Below are 23,259 nucleotides of genomic sequence, written 5' to 3'. Positions count from 1 at the left end.
GTCGGAAAAATGACGCTGTCTGCTCGTTCGCGCCGACCAATTCAAACGGCAAGGTTTCATCCATCTCGGCCATTGGCGACAGCTCTAGGGCGCGACCTTCTACTTCCGGCTACCCCAGCCTTGCCCGTGCCTTCGCCGTCCAGGCGTTGAACAGCCGGTCGGCGACGATGCCGATGAAGGCGATGGCCAGTCCGGCGACGATGCCGCGGCCGGAATCGGCCTTGGACAGCGCGATGAACACCTCCTGGCCGAGATCGCGCGTGCCGACCATGGCGCAGATGATGATCATCGCCAGCGCCATCAGGATCGTCTGGTAGACGCCAAGCCCTTCAAATCCTCTGTGCAGAGATACTAGTTGCTGCGAGCCTCGCGCACGTCTTTCGTCGCCTCAATGATCCGCTCGAGCAGGGCATGGAGATCGTCGCGATGGCCGCTGCGGCCGGCGGGGCCGTTTTCATCGGATGTCATGACCACGGTCAACGCGCGCCCGGGCACAACATAGACCATCTGCCCGCCATACCCCCACCCGTAGAAGACCGCTTCGCCCGCGATCTGACGCATGAACCAACCATAGCCATAACCGTCACCGGTGAAACGGGAGGCGGTGCGTGGCTGCCAGGAGAGCTTGATCCAATCGGCCGGCACGAGCTGCCGTCCGCCGCGGCTCATCCCGCCGCTGCGGTAGAGCTCGCCAAAGGCGAGCAGCGAGCGCGCGCTCATGGCCATCTGGTTGCCGCCGAGATAGATGCCCTGTGGGTCGCGGTCCCAGGCGGCGATGGAAAAGCCCTCCTGCGGCCCCAGCCATTCGCGCGCCAGTTCCAGCGTTGAGCGGCCAGTCCGCCGCGTCAGGATCGCCGATAGGAGATGGGTCGAGCCGGTGGAATAGAGCATGGTACCGCCCGGTTCGTCGTCGAAGGGCATGGCGAGCGCTGCCCGCACCCAGTTGTCGCTTGCCACCCAACGCCCGTAGTTTGGGCCGGAGGTCCGACCGAGCCCCGCCTGCATGGAAAGCAGATGACCGATCGTAACCTGCTGGAGCCGCGGATCCACGTCGGCGGGCAGTTCGCCCTGAAGAAGCGGAGCGATCTTCTGGTCAGGGCCCTGGAGCACACCCTTGTCGATGGCGATGCCGACGAGCGCGGAGATGATCGACTTGGAGGCGGATTTTATGTTGGCAGGACGTGCCGGAGAGTGGCCGCGATAGCTACGCTCCGCCACCACCGCGCCCTCATGCGCGATGGCAACCGTGCGCAGCGGCGTCAGGCGCTCGGCCTCATCAAAGAGCTTTTCAAGCCGCTCCTCCAGGCCGTCCGCACCGTGAGCAGCGACGGAAAGCATGAGGAGAAAGGCTAGAATCACGGTGGGACGCTTCAGCATGAAGCCAGCTTGGGATGCATTTTGGGCAAGACGAAGGTGGGACGCGAGATCCTCTATTTCCCGGCTATCCCAGTCTTGCCCGTGCCTTCGCCGTCCAGGCGTTGAACAGCCGGTCGGCGACGATGCCGATGAAGGCGATGGCCAGTCCGGCGACGATGCCGCGGCCGGAATCGGCCTTGGACAGCGCGATGAACACCTCCTGGCCGAGATCGCGGGTGCCGACCATGGCGCAGATGATGATCATCGCCAGCGCCATCAGGATCGTCTGGTTGACGCCAAGCATGATCTCGGGCAGCGCCAGCGGCAGCTGCACGCGCAGGAATGTCTGGCGCTTGGTGCAGCCCGACACCTTTGCCGCCTCGATCAGTGCCGGCGGCACCTGCCTGAGGCCGTGATTGGTGTAGCGGATGGCCGGCACCACGGCGAAGGCGACGGTCGCGATCATCGCCGTCACGTCGCCGACGCGGAACAGCATCACCACCGGGATGATGAAGCAGAACGACGGCAGCACCTGCAGCGTGTCGATGATCGGGGTGACGATCTTCTCGACACGGTCGCTGCGCGATGCCATCAGCCCGATCGGGATACCGACCAGGCAAGCGATGAAGGCCGAGATGCCGCAGAGATAGACCGTCGCCATGGTCTTTTCCCAGAGGCCGGTCACCGCGCAGAAGACGGTCAGCGCCGCGACCAGGGCGGCGAGGCGCAGGCCGCCGAGCTGGTAGCCTGCAAGGCCAAGCAGGAACACCGCGCCCAGCCACGGGAAGCCCTCGCAGAAGGCGCGCACCGGGTTCAGCACATTGAGGATCAGCGCCACGCGGAACGCTTCGATCGTGTCGAAGAAGTTGATCGTGATCCAGCTCACTGCTGTCTTCCACATCGGTGCGGTGGTGAAGGTGATCGCCTTCGGCACTGCGGCGAACGCCGGCACGAGCAGGCCAAGCAGCGTCGTGGCTGCAAGGATGGCGATGGCCAGCGTCAGGTTGGGGTAGCGCCGCCAGAAGCTAGGGCTGACCTCCTGATAGACATGACCTTGCGCGTGATTGCGCGCGATCGCCTGGCTCAGCCGGTCGAGCGCGATTGCCAGCGCGACGATGGCAAGGCCGGCTTCCATCGCTTCGCCGACCTTCAGCGCCCTGAGCGCCAAAAGCACGTCGTAGCCGAGGCCGCCGGCGCCGATCATCGAAGCGATGATCACCATATTGAGCGCCAGCATGATGACCTGATTGACGCCGACCATCAGCGCTGGACGCGCCGACGGCAAAAGCACGCGCCACAGTTTCTGGCGCGCAGTGCAGCCGGCCATCTCGCTGAAATCGTCGATTTCGGACGGCACCCGCGACAGTCCCAGCATCGTCGCGCGCACCATCGGCGGCGTCGCGAATATGGCCGTCGCGATCATCGCCGAAACCGGGCTGTTGCCGAACAGCAGAAGCATCGGGATCAGATAGGCGAAGGTCGGGATGGTCTGCATCAGGTCGAGGGCAGGGGAGATCAACAGCCTCTCCGCCCAAGGCTTGCGCCACGCCCAGATGCCGACGAACAATCCGGTGACGATGCAGAACGGCACGGCGATGGAAATCAGCCCGAGCGTCAGCATTGCGCTGGTCCATTGGCCGAACAGCGCGATGTAGAGAAAACAGCCGCCGACCAGCGCGCCGAGCTTCCAGCCACCGGCGGCGCGGCCGGCCAGGAATGCAGCGATGCACACACCGACCCAGGATAGGCGCGGCAAGATGATCATATCCGCGCCACGGCCGATCTTGAAATTCTTGGCAAGCAGATTGAGCGCGAAATCGAGCGGCACGCCGAGCGCCGCGGTGATCGACCGCGTCAGCCAGGAGAAGTTCGACTTTATCAGGTTCATCAGCGCGCTGACCCAGTCGGCGACCGGAACGATTGCGCCGGCCGGATAGTTGACCGCCCAGGGCAGCCTGTCCTGCAGCAGGAATACGGAAAGCACCGCGGCAAGGGCGCAGGCCCAGACCACCAGCCAGATCTGAACCGGCCGCGATCGCGCCTCGCTGGTGCTTGCCGTCACCGTCATGCGCTTGCCCCGGGACGTTCGATGCCTGCCAGAAGATCGATCACCGCTTGCGGCGTGACTTCGCCGATCGGCTTGCCGCTGCCGTTGACGACGGCGAACGGCTTGCCGGCCGAGACGATGCTTGCCGAAAAAGTTGATATCTTGGCATCCGGCGCGACCACGCCGCCATGCTCGGTGCCGTCGCAGGCGCGCATCAGGCTTCGCGCCGAGATCACCTTGGCGCGGTCGACGTCACGGGTGAATTCGGCGACATAGTCGGTCGCCGGGTTGACCACCAACTCTTCAGGCGTACCGATCTGGATGACCTCGCCGTCCTTCATGATGGCGATACGGTCGGCCAGCCGGATGGCTTCGTCGAAATCATGGGTGATGAAGACGATGGTCTTGTGCAGCATGGTCTGCAGCCGCATCAGCTCGTCCTGCATCTCGCGGCGGATCAGCGGATCGAGCGCTGAGAACGGCTCGTCGAGAAACCAGATCTCTGGCTTGGTGGCGAGGCTGCGGGCGATGCCGACACGCTGCTGCTGGCCGCCGGAAAGCTCGCGCGGATAGAAATGCTCGCGGCCGCGCAGGCCGACGAGCTCGATCACTTCCCGCGCGCGCTTCTCGCGCGTCGGCCGGTCCTGTCCCTGGATGCCCAAGGGAAAGGCGATGTTCTCCAGCACGTTCAGATGCGGCAGCAGGGCGAAATTCTGGAACACCATGCCCATGCGGTGGCGCCGCAACTCGATCAGCGCGGCATCGGAGATCTTGAGGAGATCCTTGCCCTCGAACTCGACCTTGCCATGCGTCGGCTCGACCAGCCGTGACATGCAGCGCACCAGCGTCGATTTGCCGGAGCCGGACAGGCCCATGATGATGAAGATCTCGCCCTGGCGGATTTCGAGGTCGACGGCGCGCACCGCCCCGACCAGCCCGGCCGCCGCGACGTCCGCCATGCTGGCCTTGCCGTCGCGCTGGCGGATGAAATTGGCCGCGTTCGCGCCGAACAGCTTCCAGACGTTGCGGCAGGCGAGCTTTATCGGGCGGGCATCCTTTGGCGTGCCCGCCGCTTGCGGCACCTGTTCAGTCGTATCGGCCATGCAATCGTCCTTCTGGAATATGGAATAGAGACCCGGCCGTGAATGACCGGATCTCGCAGTTTCCAGTTGGAACGATCACTCGGCCCAGGCTTTCCAGTCGGCTTCGTGGGCGGCGATCCAGGCGGCGGCGACGTCTTCCGGCGTCTTGCCTTCGAGATCGATCTCGCCGCTCATCTTGTTGAGCTCGTCGGTGTCGACCGTGTAGTTCTTCGCGACCTTGTAGGCGACCGGCCATTTGTCCTTCATGCCGGCCCAGGAATATTTCCAGATCTCGCCATGCGGCTTGCCGCAGTCGTATTTCGCTTCAGGGTTCACACCCCATTTCGGGTCGTTGTAGCACTCCGGCGTGTAATCGGGGAATTCGACCCATTCGCCCTTATATTTGGCCGGCGCCCAATGTGGCGAATAGACCCACAGCATGATCGGCGCCTTGCGCTGATAGGCCGAATCCAGTTCGGCGAACATCGCCGCATCGGTGCCGGCATGGATGACGGTGAAGGGCAGCTTCAGCGCTGCGGCACGCTCGTCGTCAAAACCTTCCCATGTCACCGGACCACCGAGGTAGCGGCCGTTCGGCGCCGTTTCCGCCGTCGAGAAGGCTTCGGCGCATTTCGGGTCCTTCAGCGCCTCCCAGTTTGGCAGGCCCGGGCATTTCTCCTTCATGTATTCGGGATACCACCATTCTTCCTTGGCCTTGGGCCCGAGCGCACCGAGGCGTTCGGTCTGCCCGGTCGCGTCGGAGGCCTTCATGGCTTCGCCGGCAGTCGTGTCCCAGAATTCCAGCGCGACTGTGAGATCGCCATTGGTAAGTCCGGTGGTCAGGCTGGAGAGATAGTCGGCGGTCGGGTACTCGACCGTGTATCCAAGCTTTTCCAGAATGCCGCCGAGGATCTTTGCGTTCAGGTTGACGCTGGTCCAGTCGAACAGCGCGATCTTGATCGGGTCGTTGGATTCTGGCCCCGCAGCATGGACCGAAGGCGTCAGCACACTTGCCGCGGCAAGTGTTAAGGCTCCCATTGATAATCTGGAAATCATACTCCGAAGTGACATGCTTGTTCTCCTGTCAAGCTCTGGTGGAAGTTATCGTTCGTTCCCTTCTTGCGTCTTCTTTTGATTGTGTTGGAAAAGCTGGTCGTTGCGCAAGGCCATTGGCACCAAATTGCTGTCGGCGCTAAAGTCGCCGCAGACGCAATGATGCCCAATTCGATGAAGATGTCGTGCGGGACGGGACCGCGTCATGGCTGCCGTGCTGCCGAAGCAGTGTTCTGCGGATTGATCGCCGGTCTTGCGGCGCCCTCAAGCTTGCGAGCCATCAAGGTCCCATGATGTCGGCTCTCGGCAGTCGCCGAAGCCATTTTCATGGGATGAAATTATATATACCAACGTTCATGTCGCGCAACGACTAACGCGGCGCGGATCGCGCAATTCGGCCGCAGTTTCGCCGCCTGCCGATTATATCAGCAGATTGACGCGTGAACCTGCTCCGTTGCTCACGACATGATCAGGCCGCCATCGACATTGATAGTCTGGCCGGTGATATAGGCCGCGTCGTTGCTGGCCAGGAAGCTGACCAGGCCGGAAACGTCCTCGCCGCTGCCGGCACGGCCCATCGGGATGTTCTTCACCCATTCGGCCATCAACTCGCCCGGCTTGTAGTCGCCCATCAGCTTGCCCCATGCCGCGTCGTTGTAGGCCCACATGTCGGTGTCGATGATGCCGGGGCAGATCGCGTTGACGGTGATCTTCTCCTTTGCCACTTCCTTGGCGAGGCTCTGGGTGATGCCGACAACGCCGAATTTCGACGCCGCATAATGCGGCGTGTAGATGAAACCCTGCCGCGCCTGGCCGGATGCGGTGTTGATCAGCCGGCCGCCGTCGCCATGCTTGCGGATGCGCGCGATCGCCTCCTGGCAACACAGGAACACGCCCTTGGTGTTGACCGCCATTACCTTGTCCCATTCGGCCTCGGTCATCGCCTCGATCCTGGCTATGGTGATGACGCCGGCATTCTGTACGGAGATGTCGACGCGGCCGAACTGCTGTTCGGCCAGATCGTAGAGGGCGGCGACCTCGTCCTTCTTCGTCACGTCCATGCGCAGCGATGCGACCTTGGCGCCTTCCGCCCTCAGTCCGGCGGCGACCGCGTCGACGCGCGGGTCGATGGCGCTGACGACGACCGCAGCACCTTCCGCCGCGAAGCGCCTGGCCATCGCCGCGCCGATGCCGCCGCTGGCGCCGGTGATGACAGCCGTCTTACCCTCAAATCGCTTCTGCATTTTCTCTCCTACCAGCAGACGAAGCCGCCATCGACGATCAGGTCGATGCCGGTGACGAAACTCGAAGCGCGGCTGGCCAGGAACACGGTCGGGCCGACCATCTCCTCCGGCGCCGCCATGCGCCCCATCGGCGTGTCGCGCTCGAAGATCCTGACCTGGTCGGCGACCTCCGGCCGCTTGTTCATCGGCGTCAGCGTGTAGCCGGGACTGACGACGTTGACGCGCAGGCCGCGATCGGCCCATTCCATGGCGAGACTCTTCGACATATGGATGACGGCGGCCTTCGACGAATTGTAATGCGCCTGGGTCAGGCCGCGATTGACGATCGAGCCCGACATCGAGGCGATGTTGATGATCGAGCCCTTGCGCCGCGTCAGCATTGCGCGCGCTTCGGCCTGGCAGGACAGGAACACGCCGTTGACATTGACGTCGTAGAGCTTCTGCCATTTCTCCAGCGAAAGCGTCTCGGCCGGCTCGGCCGCGGCAACGCCGGCATTGTTGACGGCGATGGTCAGCGCGCCGAGTTCGGTTTCAGCGCGCTCGATCGCCACTGCCAAATCGGCCTCTGAAGTCACCGTGCCGGTCAGCACCAGTGCCTTGCGGCCAAGAGCCGAGATCCTGTGCGCGGTTTCGTCCAGCCCGCCTTTCGAGGCATGGCCGAAACAGGCGATGTCGGCGCCGGCCTCGGCCAGGCCGATGGCGATTGCTTGGCCGATGCCGCTGCCGGCGCCGGTAACGAGGGCAACGTCCCCATGAAGATCGAATAGTTTCATCGAAATGTTTCCTGTTGAGCCGCCGGTGCTGCCTAGGAAGGAAGGGGCGCCAGTCCTAGCTGGCGCCCCGCGCGGTCCGGTGCTTGGGAGGGTATCACCTGCTGCGCTTTATTCCGATTCCCCAATCGCTGGTCACGTCCTAGCTTGTGGCGAGCTCCATGACGGCGACGTTGCTCGCTTCGCTGCGGTCGAGAATGCCGCGCTGGCGGCCACGGCTCAGCACCAGCACGCGATGTGACAGACCGAGCACTTCCTCGAGGTCGGAGCTCACCACCACCACCGCCATTCCGGAGCGGGCGAGGTCGGCGATGACATCGTAGATTGCGGCGCGGGCGCCGACATCGATGCCGCGTGTCGGCTCGTCCAGGATGAACACCTTGGGCGGCCGTGAAATCCATTTGGCGATAATCACCTTCTGTTGATTGCCGCCGGAAAGCTTGCTGATCGCCTGGTTAGGTCGGCCCTTGACGCCGAGCCGGCTTATGCCGGCCTCGGCGAATTTCTGTACCGCCTTCGGAAATACCCAGCCATTCGGCGCGACATGATCGAAATTGCCGATCGCCAGATTCTCGCCGATGGTCTGGTCGAGCACCACGCCTTGCGCCTTGCGGTCTTCCGGCACCAGCACGACGCCGGCCTTGATCGCCGCCGCCGGGCCATTGAGGTGCACCGGTTTGCCGGCGACGCGCACCGAGCCGGACGAAATCGGATCTGCGCCGGCGATCGCCCGCACAAGTTCCGTGCGGCCGGCGCCGATCAGCCCGGCGATGCCAAGGATTTCGCCGGTCCGCACCGAGAAGCTGACATTCTGAAAACTGCGTTCCGGCGAGGACAGGTTCTCGACCTCGAGCAACGTCTCGCTGCCCGGTTCCGAGAGCGGCGGGAACATCCGCTCGACGCTGCGGCCGACCATCTGCTCGACCACGGTGCGCACCGGAATGTCGGCGCGCTCGTGGCGGGCGACGATGCGCCCGTCGCGCATCACCACCACACGGTCGGCGATCTCAGCGATCTCGTCCAGCCGGTGGCTGATATAGATGAAGGACATGCCTTCCGCCTTGAGCTTGCGGATCTGCTGGAACAACAGTTCCGTTTCCTCGCTGCCAAGTGCTGCTGTCGGTTCGTCGAAGATCAGAAGCTCGGCATTGAGCGTCAACGCCTTGGCGATCTCGACCTGCTGCTGGGCGGCGATGCGCAGCGTGCGCACCTTGCGTTCCGGCGAGACATCGAGGCCGAGCCGCTTCAACTGCGCCGATGCCCGTGCATTCATTGCCGCGCGATCGATGCGGCCGCCGCGCATCGGCAGGCGACCGACATAGACGTTCTCGGCGACCGACAGATCCGGCAGCAGCTTCAGTTCCTGGTGGATCATTCCGACGCCGGCGTCGATGGCGGCGGCGGGAGAGGCGGGGGAATAGGGCTTCCCCCGCCATGTGATGGTGCCGGCATCGGATTTGGTCGACCCGGCGATGATGTTCGAAACGGTGGACTTGCCTGCGCCATTTTCGCCAAGCAGCGCCACGACCTCGCCCGGCCGCACCTCGAAGCTCGCATCGGCCAGGACCTGGACCGGTCCGTAGCTCTTGCAGAGGCCGCTGACGAAGAGCCCCAGATGCGGGGTCTGCGTGTGGCTGGGATCCAGGGACATCGTTCCGCTCGTCAAATGCCGGACTCTTTGGGATCAGGGATGCTTGGCGATGAACTGATCGACATTGTCCTTGGTGGTCAGCGTCGCGTCCTGCAGCTGTTCTGCGGGAACGGTTTCGCCGGCCACCAGCTTGATCGCCGCATCGACGGAAAGCCGGCCCATGCCTTGTGTCTGCTGCGTCGCGGTTACGTCGAAAACGCCGCCCTTCAGAGCCCTGAGCGCCGCCACGTCGCCGTCGAAGCCGGCAACCCAGACCTTGTGGCCGGGATTGGCGACCTTGACCGCCTGCGCAGCACCGAGCGCCAGCGCGTCGGCCTGGCCGATGACGATCGATACGTCGGGATGGGACTGCAGCAGGTCCTGCGTCAGCTTGAAACCTTCGTCCTGATGCCAGCCTTCGCTCCACAGCTCGCCGACCACCTTGATGTCGGGATAGGCGCTCAGCGCTTCGCCGCAGCCTTTCGACCGGTCGACCTCGGGCGTCGTGCCTTTCTGGCCATGGATGATGATCAGTTCGCCTTTGCCGCCGGCCTGCTTGGCGATGTAGTCGCAAACCGCCTTGGCCGATGCGACGCTGTTGGTGGCGATGAAGGTGTCGCCGGGCGCGCCCTCGGCATTGCGGTCGACATTGATGACCGGGATGCCGGCAGCCTTGGCCGTCTTGGTCGGCACGGTGGCGGCGGTGGCGCCGGCCGGGATGTAGATCAGCGCATCGATGTTCTGTGTGATCAGGTCCTGCACCTGGCTGACCTGGGTCGCCGAATCGCCTTTGGCGTCGACGGTGACGATTTCGATGCCCTTTTCCTTGCCGTAGGCTTCGACGGACTGCTTGATCTGGTTGAAGAAGTCGGCCTGCAGGTTGGCGACAGCAAGGCCAAGCTTCTTGGCCTCCTTGGCCGACGCCATCTCGGACAGTCCGAGCAGCGGAATGACGGCCGCGGCAGCAAGCAGCAATGAACGTTTGGTCAGCATGTGTTTCCTCCGTTGATGTTCAATCTGTCCTGCCGGCGCATCACGGCGCCCCTTGGCCGAACAACTCCCAGTTTCGGATCACCGATCCGTTTTCGCCCGGACATCCGGGTGAATCTCATTGCGCCCCGCTCTTCATTGCGCTCTGCGCCGCCATGTATCCGTGGCCACCGCCAGCGCGATCACGACGCCGATCACCACCTGCTGGATGAAGGGCGACACGCCGAGCAGGTTCAGCCCGTTGCGCAGCACACCGATGATGAGCACGCCGATGGCGGTGCCGCCGATCGAGCCGACGCCGCCCGACAGGCTGGCGCCGCCGATCACCACCGCCGCGATCGTGTCCAGCTCGTAGCCGAAGCCGGAGCTCGGCTGGACGGAATCGAGCCGTGCCGCAAGCACGATGCCGGCGAGCCCGGCCAGCACGCCGCAGATCGCGTAGACCCAGTTGGTCAGCGACTTGACCGGTATGCCGGACAGCCGCGCGACCTCGGCGCTGCCGCCGATCGCATAGAGGCTGCGGCCGGTCGCGCGATAGTTCAGGAAGATTGCGAAGATGATGGCCAGCACGATCATCAAGCCGACGGTGACCGACAGGAAGCCGAAATGGCGGATAATCGACAGGCTGGTGAACCAGTCGGGAAAGCCGATGATCTGCGAGCCGTCGGTGATCATGTTGGCGAGACCGCGCGCCACCGACATCATGGCCAGCGTTGCGATGAAGGGCGGCAGTTTGGTGACGGTCACGAGCAGGCCTGAAACCAGCCCGCAAAGTCCAGCAACGACAAGCGCCGTGACGATGCCGGCGGGCATGCCGAGATTGAGATGGTCAGGATGGGCGACGAACCCCATCACCATGGCGGCGAGCGCCAGCACGGAGCCGACGGAAAGATCGATGCCGCCGATCAGGATGACCAACGTCATGCCAATCGCCATGATGCCGAGCACGGTGACCTGGTCGAGCACGTTGAGGATGTTGCGGACGGTCAGGAACGTGTCGGTGGTCAGCGACAGCGCAAGGCACAGCAGTACCAGCCCGATCAGCGGTCCCAAGGTTCCGGCGAACAGGGCCGAAAGCTTCGCGCCCGCCGCGGCCTGCGTACTTGGGCCGGCCTTCAACTCGCTTGCACCGTTGCTCAGAGCCATCTTGTCTCCTCCATCAGCGATCCGGCGATGCGTCGTCGGCTCACTCTTGCTCACCAGGCACCTCCCTGTGAACAATTTATCTTTGATATGCAATTTTGTTCAGCTAAACTGTTCGTCGGAAAATTGTCAAGGCCCGCCGCATCATTCCACGCCGGTTTGCGCCGCCAGCCGGTTTGCCTTACGAAAGGGTATGAAATGCCGCGTTTCAGGTCCGCTCTCATCCTGCGACTTCGTTTTGGCTGCTTGAGCAGGCCGAGACGGCCAAGACAAAGTAAATGTTGACCATTTTGGCTTTCATCTCGCGTTGTAGACGATATCCTGTCGATGTCTTAAATCTTGAATCCTGGGCACGCAGATCGATTTCGTGGCGCTTGGTCGGATACGCCATTTGAATGGCATTTAAGGATTCGGACGACCGCGGGAGGGCAAAAAGATGGCGATGATAGAGAATGACAAGGCCTCGCGCTTCCCGGATGCCGAGCTGAAGGCCCGTGCCGCATGGCACTATTATGTCGAGGGGCTGACGCAGGAGAGGATTTCGGAGATCCTCGGCATCGGCCGCATCAAGGTGCATCGCATTCTCTCCGCCGCGCGTGAGGAGGGCGTCGTCCAGTTCCGCATCCGCGACAGCGTCGTCGAATGCTTGGTGCTGGAAGAGGCCTTGAAGCAGCGTTTCGGGCTCAGCCAGGCCATTGTGGTGCCGTCAGCCGCTGACCGAAGCAATGCGCCGCTGATGATCGGCCATGCCGCGGGCGCCTATCTGGCCGACAATGTGAATGCCGGCGATGTCATCGCCCTTGGCTGGGGGCGGACGCTGAAATTCGCCATCAATGAATTGCCGCGGCGGCCGATCGCCAGGACCACGGTTGTCTCCATGCTGGGCGGCCTCACCCATGCCCAGCCGCTCAACCCGACCGAGAGCGCCTGGGAATTCGCCGAAAAGATCGGTGCGGAGTGCTTCCTGCTGCCGGTACCGGTCTATGCCGACAGGCCGGAGCAGCGCGAAGCCTTCATGAGCCAGCGCAGCGTTCAGGACGTCGTCTTCCGCGCGCGCCGGGCAAACATCGCCGTGCTCAGCGTCGGATCGTTTTCCAATGACAGTCCGATCGCCAATTACGGCTTCATCAAGCCCAGCGAACTCGAGGAGCTGCAGACGGCTGGCGCAGTTGGCGATATTTTATGCCATTTCATCGACGCCGAGGGCCGGCTCGTCGATCATGAGGTCAACCGCCGGGTCTGCGCCTATCCGCTGCCGGACCTGTCGGACATCCCCGCCATCATCCTGGTTTCGGGAGGGCAGGAAAAAATCGCCATCATGCGGGCGGCGCTCGCCAACACCAAAGTATCGGTTCTGATCACCGACGAGGATGCCGCCAAGGGCCTGCTCAACCGCTAAGAGACTGTTTCGAAATTCGCTCTGGCGAGTCATATGGTGGTGGTTTCGAGAACCGGAGCGCAGCGGACATTTGGGTCCGTGAGCACCGGAAGCGCAGAAAACGCCATCAGATGGCCGCCAGAGTAGAGTTTCCAAACGGTCTCTAAGCCTTGTTGAGCGCCTCAAGGCGGGCATGGATGTCGCGCGTCGCCTGATAGAGGTCGCGGTAGATCGCCCTGCGCGCGCGGTAACCGGAGACCAGCTCGCCGACGGGGTCGACATGCCTGGTCGGCGGCACGGCCATCGCCTCAGCCGCCGTTTCGGGCGAGGCAAACCATCCGACGGCCGAAGCCGCCAGCATGCCGGCGCCGAGGGCTGCGGCTTCGTTGACCGGCGAGACGGAGAGCGGCCGCTCGAGCACGCTTGCCATGATCCGCATCAGCAGGGCGCAGTTGGTGCCGCCGCCGGCAGCTATCATCGCCGCCGGTTTGCCGCCGGCTTGAGTTTCCATTGCCTCGCTGGCGATCGCCTGCTCGAAGGCGATGCCTTCCAGAACCGCTCGAAAAAGGTGCTTCGGCTCATGGTCCAACGACAGGCCGACAATGGCGCCGCGCGCCGCGCCGTCCCAATAGGGGCTCATGACGCCCGCCCAATACGGCATGACGAGCAGGCCCTCGCTGCCGGCGGCGACATCCACCGCCGCCTTCTCCAGCGTTGCGGCCGACGGCGAGCCGGTGGTGCGAACGATCCAGTCGACCAGCTGCATGCCGGAGCGCAGCACGGTCTCCAGCATGAACCCCGAGCCGGTGGGCGAGACCAGCGTTCGAAACGCGTCCGACGTCGCCATCCCATGGGAATAACAGCCGCTGACGACGCCCGAACCGAGCGAAAGATAGCTTTTGCCTTCGCCACGGACGCCCATGCCGAGTCCCATCGCCTGGCCGTCGCCGGCGCCGGCGACAACAGGCGTGCCGGCCTTCAGGCCGGTCAGCCTGGCCACGCTTTCACTAAGCCTACCGCAGATCGCGCCGGGCGCGACCAGTTCCGGCAACTGGTCCGGCCGCAGCCCTGCGGCCGCGACGAGCTCAGGGTGCCAAGTGCCTTTCCTGACGTCGAGCAGCCCGAGCGGATCCGCACTTGCCGTGCTGGTGACCAGACGTCCGGTCAGCCGGTGGACGAAGAAGCCATGCACGTCGACGAGTGCGGCGGCGGCGTCGATCGCTTGCGGCTGGTGTTCGGCAAGCCAGGCGATCGCATAGAGCGCGGGCGTCGGGTCCGGCGGCTTGCCGCTCCAGTCGCGGATCGCCTCGCGGCCGAGTTCGGCCGAAAGCCTGATAACCTGCGGGCGGGCGCGCTCGTCCAGCCACAGGATCGCCGGAATAAGCGGCTTGCCGGCATGATCGATCAGCGTAAAGGTCTCGCGCTGGTGGGCGATGGAGATCGCCGCCACCCGCGCAGCGCCAACCGCCTCAGTGACCTGCTTCAAGGCGCCGAGCAGCGCGGTCCACCAATGTTCGGCATCCTGCTCGAAATGGCCGGGCTTGGGATTTGAAAGCGGATAGGCTTCGCGCGCCTGGAACAGCTCCTTGCCGTCGCGCGTGAAGGCAATCGCTTTCACGGCCGTGGTCGAGGCGTCGATCCCGATTACGACATCGTCCATCAGGCGGAAATCCAGCGGATTTAGGCGGCGTTCGTAACGAACCGTCCGTCCGACTGGTCGAGACGACGGCGGATCTGGGTTATCACCATCGAATCGTCGGGTACACAATTTTCATAGGTGAGAAAGTCGCCGGTCTTGATCGGCTTGACCACCTTGGCGCGCTCGGCGAGGCCGAGCGGCAGGGCGCCGCGGGCGCGTGCGTCTTCCCAGGTCATGGCGAAACCGCGATAGTCGTTCTCGCCGATCATGCCGAGTGACTGGCCAAGACCAAGATCGCTCTTGGCAACCGCCACCGCCTCGGCGACCGGATGGTCGAGCGGCTCCATGTCGGCGCGCTTGTAGACGACGGCGCGCGCCGCCGACAGCGGCACTTCCAGGCTGGTCAGGTGATAGGGGCGGAAGATCGTGAAATAGGGGCCCTTGCCGACCTTGAGGTCGACCATACGCTCCAGCACGCGCGGATGCCGGGTCTCGATGATGCAGAACACGCCGGGCGCCACGCCCTTGCCGATCGAATAATCGACCACGCCCTTGCGATGCAGCACGCCGCCATCCTCTCGCGGGCAAAGCACGCTGGCGAGCTCCTCCAGCGTCGCGGTCGGGCCGTGCATGCCCGGCACGTCGGGCACCAGGCCGGTGGCATTGGCAATCGCCACCATCTCGATCGCCGTCTTCGAACCGTCGACGAATTCGACCAGCATGCGCGCATTCATGTTGCGCTCGGCCGCCTCCTTCTCGTAGTCGGCCGGCATGGCGTCGATCTTCAGCGGATTGTTCTTGCCCTTGCCGGCGGCGATGATGTTGAAGCCGAGGCTCCTGGCAAAGCCGATGATCTCCAGCGTGCAGGCCGGTTCGTCGCCGGCCGCACCCGTATAGACGACGCCGGCCTTGCGCGCCTCTTCCTTGAGGAAGCGGCCGATGGTGATGTCGGCCTCGACGTTGAGCATGACGATGTGCTTGCCGTTCTTCATCACTTCGAGTGCAAACAGCGTGCCGATGTTGGGATTGCCTGTCGCGTCGATGATGACGTCGATGCGGCCTGCCGCCGCCAGCGCGTGCAAATCTTCGGTCACCGCGATCTTGCCGGCCTCGATGGCGCGGTCGATCGCCGCTGCATTGCCGGCTTGCACGATGTCCGAGCGGTCGTGGCCGGCGAGCAGCGCCGCATCGATCGCCGCCTGCGGCCTGACCTCGGAGATGGCGCCGATCCGCATGCCCGGCATCAGCGCGACCTGGACGACGATGTCGGTGCCCATCTGCCCGGCGCCGGCAAGCCCGATGGTGATCGGTCCCTGCTGTTCAGCGCGCTGCAAAAGTTCCGCTGCAAATTGCGGATGGGCCATTTCGCTTCCTCCAGTTCCTGACGCGCCGCAGCGTCGAAGTCATCATTTTGAACATTCCTATTTCCAAATGAAAAATATTTCAACCTGCAATTCGGCAGCCGTCCCCCAACATTCTGTGATTTCAATTTGTGCGCCCTTGGCATGCGGCCTGGCAGCGCAGTCAGCTAGGGAGCAGAGAAGAAGGCGGTGATCTCTAGGGATGCAGGCGGCGACGACCGTCACCTCGCTTCTCGCAAGCGAGCGAGTGCGGCGAAAAACTGTTTCATGGCCGCTCAGCTGCCGCTGCGCCAATCGCTAACGACGAAGCCGCGCAACAGATAGCGCCAGCCGGCATGCTCGGCCCACGCCAGTATATCAGCTGCCGACCTCGAAGAAGGGCGCGCCAAGCAGGTCGGGAACAACGTCGATGCCGAGGCCCGGCCCGTCCGGAATGCCCATTCGGCTTCCCGAAACCGGCGGCTTGTTCGATGCGGTGCGCACCGTCACCCATTCGTGGAAGGCAATGGCGTGCAGCCGGCGCTCCTCCGGCGTCGACAGCGACAGATGCGCCATGGCTGATGTGTCGATCTCGGCGCCGCCGGTGTCCTCGACGGTGATCATGAAACCAAGATCGACGGCAAGGTCGCGGATCTGCCGCGTCTTGGTCACGCCGCCGAGCCGCGAGATTTTCAGCGTCAGCCCGTCGGCCGCGCCCTTGCGGTGGATGTCGAGCATGTCGTCCAGCGAGGCGACGGATTCGTCGAGCACCATCGGCTTGTCGAGCGAGCGGCGCACCGACATGCATTCGTCGATCGTGGTGCAGGGCTGCTCGAACGTGTAGTCGATGGCGCGCGTCGCATCAGTGAACTGGCGCGCCTGATAGGGCGTCCAGCCGGCATTGGCGTCGCAGAAGATCACCGTGCCCTTCGGCACCGAAGCGGCGACTGCGGTGACGCGCTCGATATCGTCATGGACGTTGCCGCCGACCTTGACCTGCAGCCGGTGGAACCCGTCCTTGACGATGCGCTTGGCCAGTGCCGCCATGGCGTCGACCGTGCCATGGGTGACGACCTTGTAGAGCTCCGCCGTCTCGCTCTCGCGCCCGCCGAGCAGCGTGACCAACGGCACGTCGGCGGCGCGTGCCGCGAGATCCGAGCATGCCATGTCCAGCGCCGACTTGATGTAGGGGTGGCCCTTGAACACCGTGTCCATCAGCCTGCCGATACTGGCCAACGCGCGAGGATCGTGGCCGAGCAGATGCGGTGCAATTTCGATGACGCCGGCGCGAACGCCGGCCGCAAATGCCTGCGAGTAGAAATTGCCGAGCGGCGCCATCTCGCCCCAGCCGGTCAGCCCGCTGTCGGAGGTGATGGCGACGATCACCGCGTCGAACGCGTCGGCGACACGCCCTTTCGACATACGGTAGGGCCCGTCCACGAAGGGCTGCACGACATGGTAGGCCTTGATGGTTTTGATCTGCACGTTCTCTGTCCGTTGTCTGTGATGTCGCGACGAAACCGCCAATTGGCGGCTTCTGTCGGCTCAGCTGCCGTCTGGTCGGTTGCGCGTCGGGCCAGCGCGATCGGCCTTGGCGCCTCTGGAAGCACCCTGTTCGAGGCTGCACGCATAGGCAAGCAATTCTTCGAAATCGAGATCGATATGCTCGCGATGGGCAGAGCCGGAGACCCAAGACGGATTTGAATTCGCCGCTTACTTTTCCTGTCGTTGGCGCTGCCCCTCACCCTTACCCTCTCCCCCGTGAAAACGGGGAGAGGGGGATCGCCAGCGTTGCGGCAAGCCCCCTTCTCCCCGTTCTCCGCGGGGAGAAGTGCCCGGCAGGGCGATGAGGGGCTGCGCCGGCTTCGGCAATTGAGAAACCCGGCGCCTTAGGCGGCCTTGTCGAACTGCTCAGCAAAACGGCGCCCTCGGCATAGCCGGGGGCGCCGCTGGACCGGGCCTGAAGGGGGGGTATCAGGTGGCCGGTTTCTGTGGCAGCGGCGAGACAGGCATTCCCGGGCCGATCTTCTGCAGATTGCCTGTTATCACCTGGTCGCCTTCCGATACGCCGCTCGAGATGGCCACCAGATCGCCATTGGTCGGCCCGAGCGAAACGATGCGCTGGTCGACAGTGTTGTTCTTGCCGACGACGTAGAGGTACTTGCCGAGCTGGCTCGATCCCAACGCCGTCTGCGGCACCATCAGTGCATCGGGCTGCTGCTTGATGTGCAGCCTCACGCGAACATATTGGCCCGGCAGCAGCGCGAACTTGGCGTTGCCGATCGTCGCCCGTGCGGTGATGGTGCCGGTCGAGCGATCGACCGTGTTGTCGATGAAGGTGAGCTGACCTTTGTGGCGCGGTTCGGCATCGCCGGGAAGCAGGACGTCGACATCGATGGGCCCCGCCGCGCGGGCTTCCTCGATCTGTGCCAGATCCGTTTCACTCGGATTGAAGGTGACATAGATCGGGTCGAGTTGCACCAGCGTGTTGAGCACAGTGCCGGCGACGCTGACCAGCGTTCCGACCGAGGCCTGATTGCGGCCGACGCGCCCGGCGAACGGCGCCTTGATTTCGGAATAGCTCAGATTGAGCTCGGCGGTCCGCACAGCCGCCTGGTTCACGGCGAGCGAGGCCTGGGCCTCGCGCAAGCTGCTGGTGCGCTGGTCGAACGCATCCTTGGCGATGTATCCGCTCTTGGCGAGCTCGGTGCCGCGACCAAGGTTGGAACGCGCATAGTCGAGCGTTGCTTCGTCGCGCTGGACCTGAGCCTTCGCCTGGTCGAGGGCAGCCTGGAAATCCTCCGGAGCGATCTTGTAGAGAAGGTCGCCCTTCTTAACATCGCTGCCGTCGGGCGCGACCTGCTCCTGCAAATAACCCGGTACGCGCGCCTGCAGCGTGATGCTGCGGATCGGCTCTGTGCGGGCGGCATAGTCGAGATAGATCGGGATCGTCTTCTTGACGACGCTCACCACCGGCACCGGCATGACAAACGCCGCGGGTTCGGGCGTTGCCGCCCCTGCCGTACCGGCGTTGAGGCCGAAATTGCCCATGTCGAGCAAGTGAACGCTCGCCACCGAGATCGCCCCCACGGCAACGGCCGCTCCCAACGCAATTTTCCATTTACGCATGATCAATTCTCCAATCCTATTCGGCCGCTTCGGCCAATCGCTCGAAAGCGGGTTCGGCAGTTGGTTCAGTCGGTTCGGCAACGGGTTCGCTCTTGCTGCCGCGCTCGCGCAGTTGCTCAATCACCGCATAGAAGACCGGCACGAACACCAGCGACAGGATCGTCGCCGCGACCATGCCGCCAAAGACGGTGGTGCCGATCGACTGGCGGCTCGCTGCACCAGCACCTGTGGAGAACATCAGCGGCAGCACACCGAGGATGAACGCGAAGGCGGTCATCAGGATGGGCCGCAGCCGCAGGCGCGCCGCTTCCATTGCGGCGTCGACAATGCTGAGACCTTCCTCGCGCCGGCGCCGGGCAAACTCCACGATCAGAATGGCGTTCTTCGCCGCCAGCCCGATCAGCATGACGAAGCCGATCTGCGAATAGACGTCGATCTGCATGCCGCGCATCAACAGGGCGACAAAGGCACCGAACAGGGCAAGCGGCACCGCGAGCAGAACCATGAAGGGCATGGCCCAGCTCTCATATTGGGCGGCGAGGATCAGGAAGACGAAGACCATGGCGAGACCGAAGACAATCGAGGCGATCGATCCGGCCTTGAGCTCCTGATAGGTGATGCCCGTCCATTCGTAGCCGAAATCCTTCGGCAGTGCCGTGGCAGCGGCACGTTCCATCGCGGCGACCGCCTGACCCGAGGAGTAGCCGGGTGCGGCACCGCCATTGATCAGGGCCGAGGCATTGTTGTTGTAATGCGGGACGGTTTCCGGGCCAACGATAGGCACCAGCTTGCCGAGCGTGCTCAACGGCACCATGCCGCCGGAGGCATTGCGCACATAGAGCCGCGAAATGTCGGCGGCACCCGCACGCGCATCCTTGTCGGCCTGGATCGTTACCCGGAAGGTGCGGCCGAACAGGTTGAAGTCGTTCACATAGAGCGAGCCGAGATAGATCTGCAGCGTGTTGAACACGTCAGGCAGGCTGAGGCCGAGCAGCTTCGCCTTGTTGCGGTCGAGGTCGTAGTTGAACTGCGGCGTCGAGGTCGAGAACGACGAGAACAATTGCTGCGGGTTGAGTTCGGGCTGTTTACGCGCTTCGGCGAGCACCGCTTGCGTCGCGTCGTTGAGCGCAGCACTGCCGCGACCGGTCAGGTCCTCCACCTGGAATTCAAAGCCGCCGGTCGTGCCGATGCCCGGGATCGAAGGCGGGTCGAAGCTCAGCGCGAACGCTTCTGGAAGTTCCATGAGCTTCGAGCGCACGTCGGCAACGAGCTTCGAGGCGCTCTGGTCAGGGCCGCGTTCGTCCCATGGTTTCAGGATGGCGAATTCCACCGCCGAGTTCGACTGGGCCGCACTGGTGAGGAAGTTCAAGCCGCTGATCGAGCCGACGATGTCGACACCGGGCGTGTTCTGCAGGATGTCGCGTGCCTTCCGCGCCACCGCGTCGGTGCGTTCCAGCGACGCCCCATCCGGCAACTGGATGACCACGAAGAAATAGCCCTGGTCCTCGACCGGAAGGAAGGTCGAGGGCAATCGCTGCCAGACGAAATAGGTGGCGACAAGCCCGGCCGCGAACACCCCGAGCATGATCCAGCGCAGGCGGATGAGGAAGCGCACACCATGGGCATAGGCATGCGACAGTCGTTCGAAGCCAGTGTTGAACCAGCGGAACAGCACGAACTGCGTTGCCGGGCGGTGGCGCAGGAAGGCGGCGCTAAGCGCCGGGGTGAGCGTCAGCGAGACGAAGGCGGAGATGCCGAAGGAGATCGCCACCGTCAGCGCAAACTGGTTGTAGAGCCGGCCGGAAACGCCGGGTATGAAGGCGACCGGCACAAACACGGCCATCAGCACGGCGGTCGTGGCGATGATCGGGCCGGTGACCTCGGCCATCGCCGCGCGCGTGGCAGCCAGCGGTTTGAGGCCGGCCTCCAACTGGCGCTCGACATTCTCGACGACGACGATCGCGTCATCGACGACGAGGCCGATCGCCAGCACCATGCCGAGCAGGCTGAGCATGTTCAGCGAGAAGCCGAACATGTACATGACGACGAGCGTGGCCACCAGCGACACGGGGATCGCAATCGTCGGGATGATCGTGGTGCGCCAGCTCTGCAGGAAGATGAACACCACTGCGACGACCAGGACCAGCGCTTCGCCGAGCGTGACCAGCACGTCGTGCATCGACGCCGAAACGAAACGTGTCGTATCGTAATGCATGGCGTAGCTGACGCCCTTCGGGAAACGGGCCGACAGTTCCTGCATCTTGTCCTTGACGCGCTGCTGCAGATCGAGCGCGTTCGAGCCTGGCATCTGGTAGACCGCGAGCACCACGGTCGGGTCCTCGCCGAAGAAGGCCGACGACGAATATTGCAGGGCGCCGAGTTCGATGCGCGCAACATCGCGCAACCGCACCAGCGAACCGTTCGCGGCATCGGCGCGCACGACGATGTCGCCGAATTCCTTGGGATCGCTCAGTCGGCCGACCGCGTTGACCTGCATTTCGAAAGCGGTGCCCGCCGGCGCCGGCGACTGCCCGATCTTGCCGGCCGCGACCTGGACATTCTGCTCGGCGATGGCGTTTTGGACATCGACGGCGGTAATGCCGAGATTGGCGAGCTTGTCGGGATCGAGCCATACGCGCATCGAATAGCGCCGCTCGCCGAAGATCTGCACGTCGCCGACGCCCGGCAGGCGCTTCAGCGGGTCGACCACTTGCAGGTAGGCGAGGTTGCTGAGCGCGACCGGATCGACGGAGCCGTCGGGCGAGGTGAGGTTGACGATAAGGACGAAATTCGGATTCTGCTTCTTGATCGTCACGCCGCCCTGGTTGACGATGGCCGGCAGCGAGGACGCCGCCTGCGAGACGCGGTTCTGGACGTCGACGGCGGCGGTGCTCAGGGAGTAGCCGACCTCGAAAGTGATGGTGATCGTCGAGGAGCCGTCATTGGAACTCGACGACGACATGTAGGTCATGCCTTGAACGCCGTTGATCTGCTGTTCGAGCGGCGTCGTGACGGTGTCGGCCACAACTTGCGCACTGGCGCCCGGGTAGTTGGCGCTGACCACGACCTGAGGCGGCGTGATGTCGGGAAACTGCGAGACAGGCAGCAGGAAATAGCAGATCGCCCCGGCGAGCACCATGATGATGGCGATCGACGATGCGAAGATCGGTCGGTGGATGAAGAAGTTTACCATGACACGTACGCCTCGCCCGATGCTCTCGCCTGGCCAAAAGCCTTGGCCACTCTGGACAGCCGCCGGCTGCGGCTTTGCCCCGGGTCTTCCAGGAAACGAGGCGGCGCCTTGCGGCCGCGGCCTTGCGCATCCGCAAGGGTACGCAGCATCGTCTCGAAAGAGCGCGGGTCGACACGGTCGGCCTTCATCAGCATCCGGATCATCGGATCCTTCACAACTTCTTCGATCGTCAAATCTTTGCGCTGCGACATCGTAGCGGCTCCTGGCTTGGCGATCTGCGGCGTACGCCGCAGATCGGGTGGTCTTCCTGTTCGCGGCCAAAGTCGCCTGGGGCGCAGTTTCATGCCTGGGCCGATTCGGCGGAGGCTGTTCACAGGCGCCTGCGAGATTGACACGAGGCAATGGGGGTGTTACCAGTAAGTAACATCTAGAAGTTACAGACCGGTAACACCCTAGTCAAGAGGTGTACCGAGGGATTTTTCGGAAATCCCGGAAACCAAGGAGGTTTTGATGGAAGACGGCACTGCGGAACGCATCCGCCCCCGGGATCGCATCCTGGAGACGGCACGGGATATGTTCCACAAGCATGGCATCAAGGGCGTCGGCGTCGACGCGATCACTGAGGCCGCCGGTACCAACAAGATGACGCTCTACCGTCATTTCGAGTCCAAGGACGATCTGGTCATCGAGTGCCTGCGGGCGACCGCATGCAGCGCCAACGCGATGTGGCAAAAGTTCGAGGCCGAGCATCCGGGCGACAAGCTTGCGCAACTGCACGCCTGGGTTCGGATGGCAGCCGATTGCCTGATGATGGACGGCCGCGGTTGCGACATGGCGAACGCCGCCATCGAGTTGAGCGAGACCGACCATCCGGCCCGTCGGGTGATCAAGGAACTCAAGCAAGCCCAGCGTGACCGTCTGGTCGGCCTGTGCCGGGATGCCGGCATCGGCCAGGCAGAACTTCTCGCCGATACACTGTCGCTGCTGCTTGAAGGCGCCCGTGTCAGTCTTCAAAGCGTCGGAGCCGAGGGCCCCAGTGCGCAATTCGTCCGCATGGCGGAAGGCCTGATCACGTCTTTCCGGGGCGCTGCGGCCAGATAAATTCGCCGTTGATGCGTGGCGGCGTCATGGCGCAGCCGTATTCGCTGTCGCCTATGCCATTAGGGCATTTTCCGTTGGCCGGTTAGTCGGCCGTGAACAATGGGAGGGATCAGGCTTTGAGTTCTTTCGGCTGACTTTGAGAGGCGGCGAGGAGAAGCCACAAA

General features: G+C 63.7%; 17 protein-coding genes and 1 pseudogene. 2 read left to right on the top strand and 16 right to left on the bottom strand.

Annotated features, from left to right (window positions below; genetic code table 11):
• Window positions 1-109: 109 nt before the first annotated feature.
• The 10 genes and pseudogenes from CIT26_RS24860 to CIT26_RS24815 form a co-directional block, all read right to left on the bottom strand.
• Window positions 110-325 (bottom strand): annotated as a pseudogene (locus tag CIT26_RS24860) (ABC transporter permease); the annotation flags it as partial.
• A gap of 26 nt (window positions 326-351) precedes the next feature.
• On the bottom strand, window positions 352-1,377 hold the full coding sequence (locus CIT26_RS24855) for a serine hydrolase domain-containing protein (protein ID WP_095495015.1): 1,026 nt from the start codon (window positions 1,375-1,377) through the stop codon (window positions 352-354).
• Between the two features lie 64 nt (window positions 1,378-1,441).
• Window positions 1,442-3,424, bottom strand: a complete 1,983-nt coding sequence (locus CIT26_RS24850; RefSeq protein WP_095495014.1) for an ABC transporter permease — start codon at window positions 3,422-3,424, stop codon at window positions 1,442-1,444.
• Window positions 3,421-4,506, bottom strand: coding sequence for a quaternary amine ABC transporter ATP-binding protein (locus CIT26_RS24845; protein ID WP_095495013.1), 1,086 nt, complete (start codon window positions 4,504-4,506; stop codon window positions 3,421-3,423). The genes CIT26_RS24850 and CIT26_RS24845 overlap by 4 nt, the downstream gene beginning before the upstream one ends.
• A gap of 75 nt (window positions 4,507-4,581) precedes the next feature.
• Window positions 4,582-5,556: an ABC transporter substrate-binding protein gene (locus tag CIT26_RS24840; RefSeq protein WP_095495012.1), complete on the bottom strand. Its 975-nt coding sequence runs from the start codon at window positions 5,554-5,556 to the stop codon at window positions 4,582-4,584.
• A gap of 440 nt (window positions 5,557-5,996) precedes the next feature.
• Window positions 5,997-6,782: an SDR family oxidoreductase gene (locus tag CIT26_RS24835; protein WP_095495011.1), complete on the bottom strand. Its 786-nt coding sequence runs from the start codon at window positions 6,780-6,782 to the stop codon at window positions 5,997-5,999.
• Between the two features lie 8 nt (window positions 6,783-6,790).
• Entirely contained in the window at window positions 6,791-7,555 is a 765-nt protein-coding gene (locus CIT26_RS24830; RefSeq protein WP_095495010.1) for an SDR family oxidoreductase, read from the bottom strand.
• A gap of 139 nt (window positions 7,556-7,694) precedes the next feature.
• Window positions 7,695-9,203, bottom strand: a complete 1,509-nt coding sequence (locus CIT26_RS24825) for a sugar ABC transporter ATP-binding protein (RefSeq protein ID WP_095495009.1) — start codon at window positions 9,201-9,203, stop codon at window positions 7,695-7,697.
• A 33-nt stretch (window positions 9,204-9,236) separates the two neighbouring features.
• A complete protein-coding gene (locus CIT26_RS24820; protein ID WP_095495008.1) occupies window positions 9,237-10,175 on the bottom strand; it encodes a sugar ABC transporter substrate-binding protein in 939 nt (312 codons plus the stop codon).
• A gap of 132 nt (window positions 10,176-10,307) precedes the next feature.
• A complete protein-coding gene (locus CIT26_RS24815; protein WP_095495007.1) occupies window positions 10,308-11,318 on the bottom strand; it encodes an ABC transporter permease in 1,011 nt (336 codons plus the stop codon).
• 433 nt (window positions 11,319-11,751) lie between these two features.
• Between CIT26_RS24815 and CIT26_RS24810 the strand changes: the two genes are divergently transcribed.
• Window positions 11,752-12,714, top strand: coding sequence for a sugar-binding transcriptional regulator (locus CIT26_RS24810; RefSeq protein ID WP_095495006.1), 963 nt, complete (start codon window positions 11,752-11,754; stop codon window positions 12,712-12,714).
• A gap of 142 nt (window positions 12,715-12,856) precedes the next feature.
• Here the strand turns inward: CIT26_RS24810 and CIT26_RS24805 are convergent, their stop codons facing one another.
• From CIT26_RS24805 to CIT26_RS24775, 6 genes are all read right to left on the bottom strand, one after another.
• A complete protein-coding gene (locus CIT26_RS24805; protein ID WP_095495005.1) occupies window positions 12,857-14,353 on the bottom strand; it encodes a xylulokinase in 1,497 nt (498 codons plus the stop codon).
• Window positions 14,354-14,373: 20 nt separating this feature from the next.
• Entirely contained in the window at window positions 14,374-15,696 is a 1,323-nt protein-coding gene (locus CIT26_RS24800) for an NAD(P)H-dependent oxidoreductase (protein WP_095495004.1), read from the bottom strand.
• 354 nt (window positions 15,697-16,050) lie between these two features.
• Window positions 16,051-17,157, bottom strand: coding sequence for a mandelate racemase/muconate lactonizing enzyme family protein (locus tag CIT26_RS24795; protein ID WP_095495003.1), 1,107 nt, complete (start codon window positions 17,155-17,157; stop codon window positions 16,051-16,053).
• A 489-nt stretch (window positions 17,158-17,646) separates the two neighbouring features.
• Window positions 17,647-18,801: an efflux RND transporter periplasmic adaptor subunit gene (locus CIT26_RS24785; protein WP_095495002.1), complete on the bottom strand. Its 1,155-nt coding sequence runs from the start codon at window positions 18,799-18,801 to the stop codon at window positions 17,647-17,649.
• 16 nt (window positions 18,802-18,817) lie between these two features.
• Window positions 18,818-21,994 (bottom strand): efflux RND transporter permease subunit, encoded by a 3,177-nt coding sequence (locus tag CIT26_RS24780; RefSeq protein WP_095495001.1) that lies wholly within the window; start codon window positions 21,992-21,994, stop codon window positions 18,818-18,820.
• Entirely contained in the window at window positions 21,988-22,245 is a 258-nt protein-coding gene (locus tag CIT26_RS24775) for a hypothetical protein (protein WP_095495000.1), read from the bottom strand. The genes CIT26_RS24780 and CIT26_RS24775 overlap by 7 nt, the downstream gene beginning before the upstream one ends.
• Window positions 22,246-22,504: 259 nt before the next feature.
• Here CIT26_RS24775 and CIT26_RS24770 point away from each other — a divergent pair, with 259 nt between their 5' ends.
• Window positions 22,505-23,095, top strand: coding sequence for a TetR/AcrR family transcriptional regulator (locus CIT26_RS24770; RefSeq protein ID WP_095494999.1), 591 nt, complete (start codon window positions 22,505-22,507; stop codon window positions 23,093-23,095).
• Window positions 23,096-23,259: the final 164 nt, after the last annotated feature.

The sequence above is a fragment of the Mesorhizobium temperatum genome (assembly GCF_002284575.1).
GTDB classification, from domain to species: Bacteria; Pseudomonadota; Alphaproteobacteria; order Rhizobiales; family Rhizobiaceae; genus Mesorhizobium; species Mesorhizobium temperatum.
The sequence above is the reverse complement of the archived record's forward strand: the minus strand, read 5'-3'. Positions and strand labels throughout refer to the sequence as shown.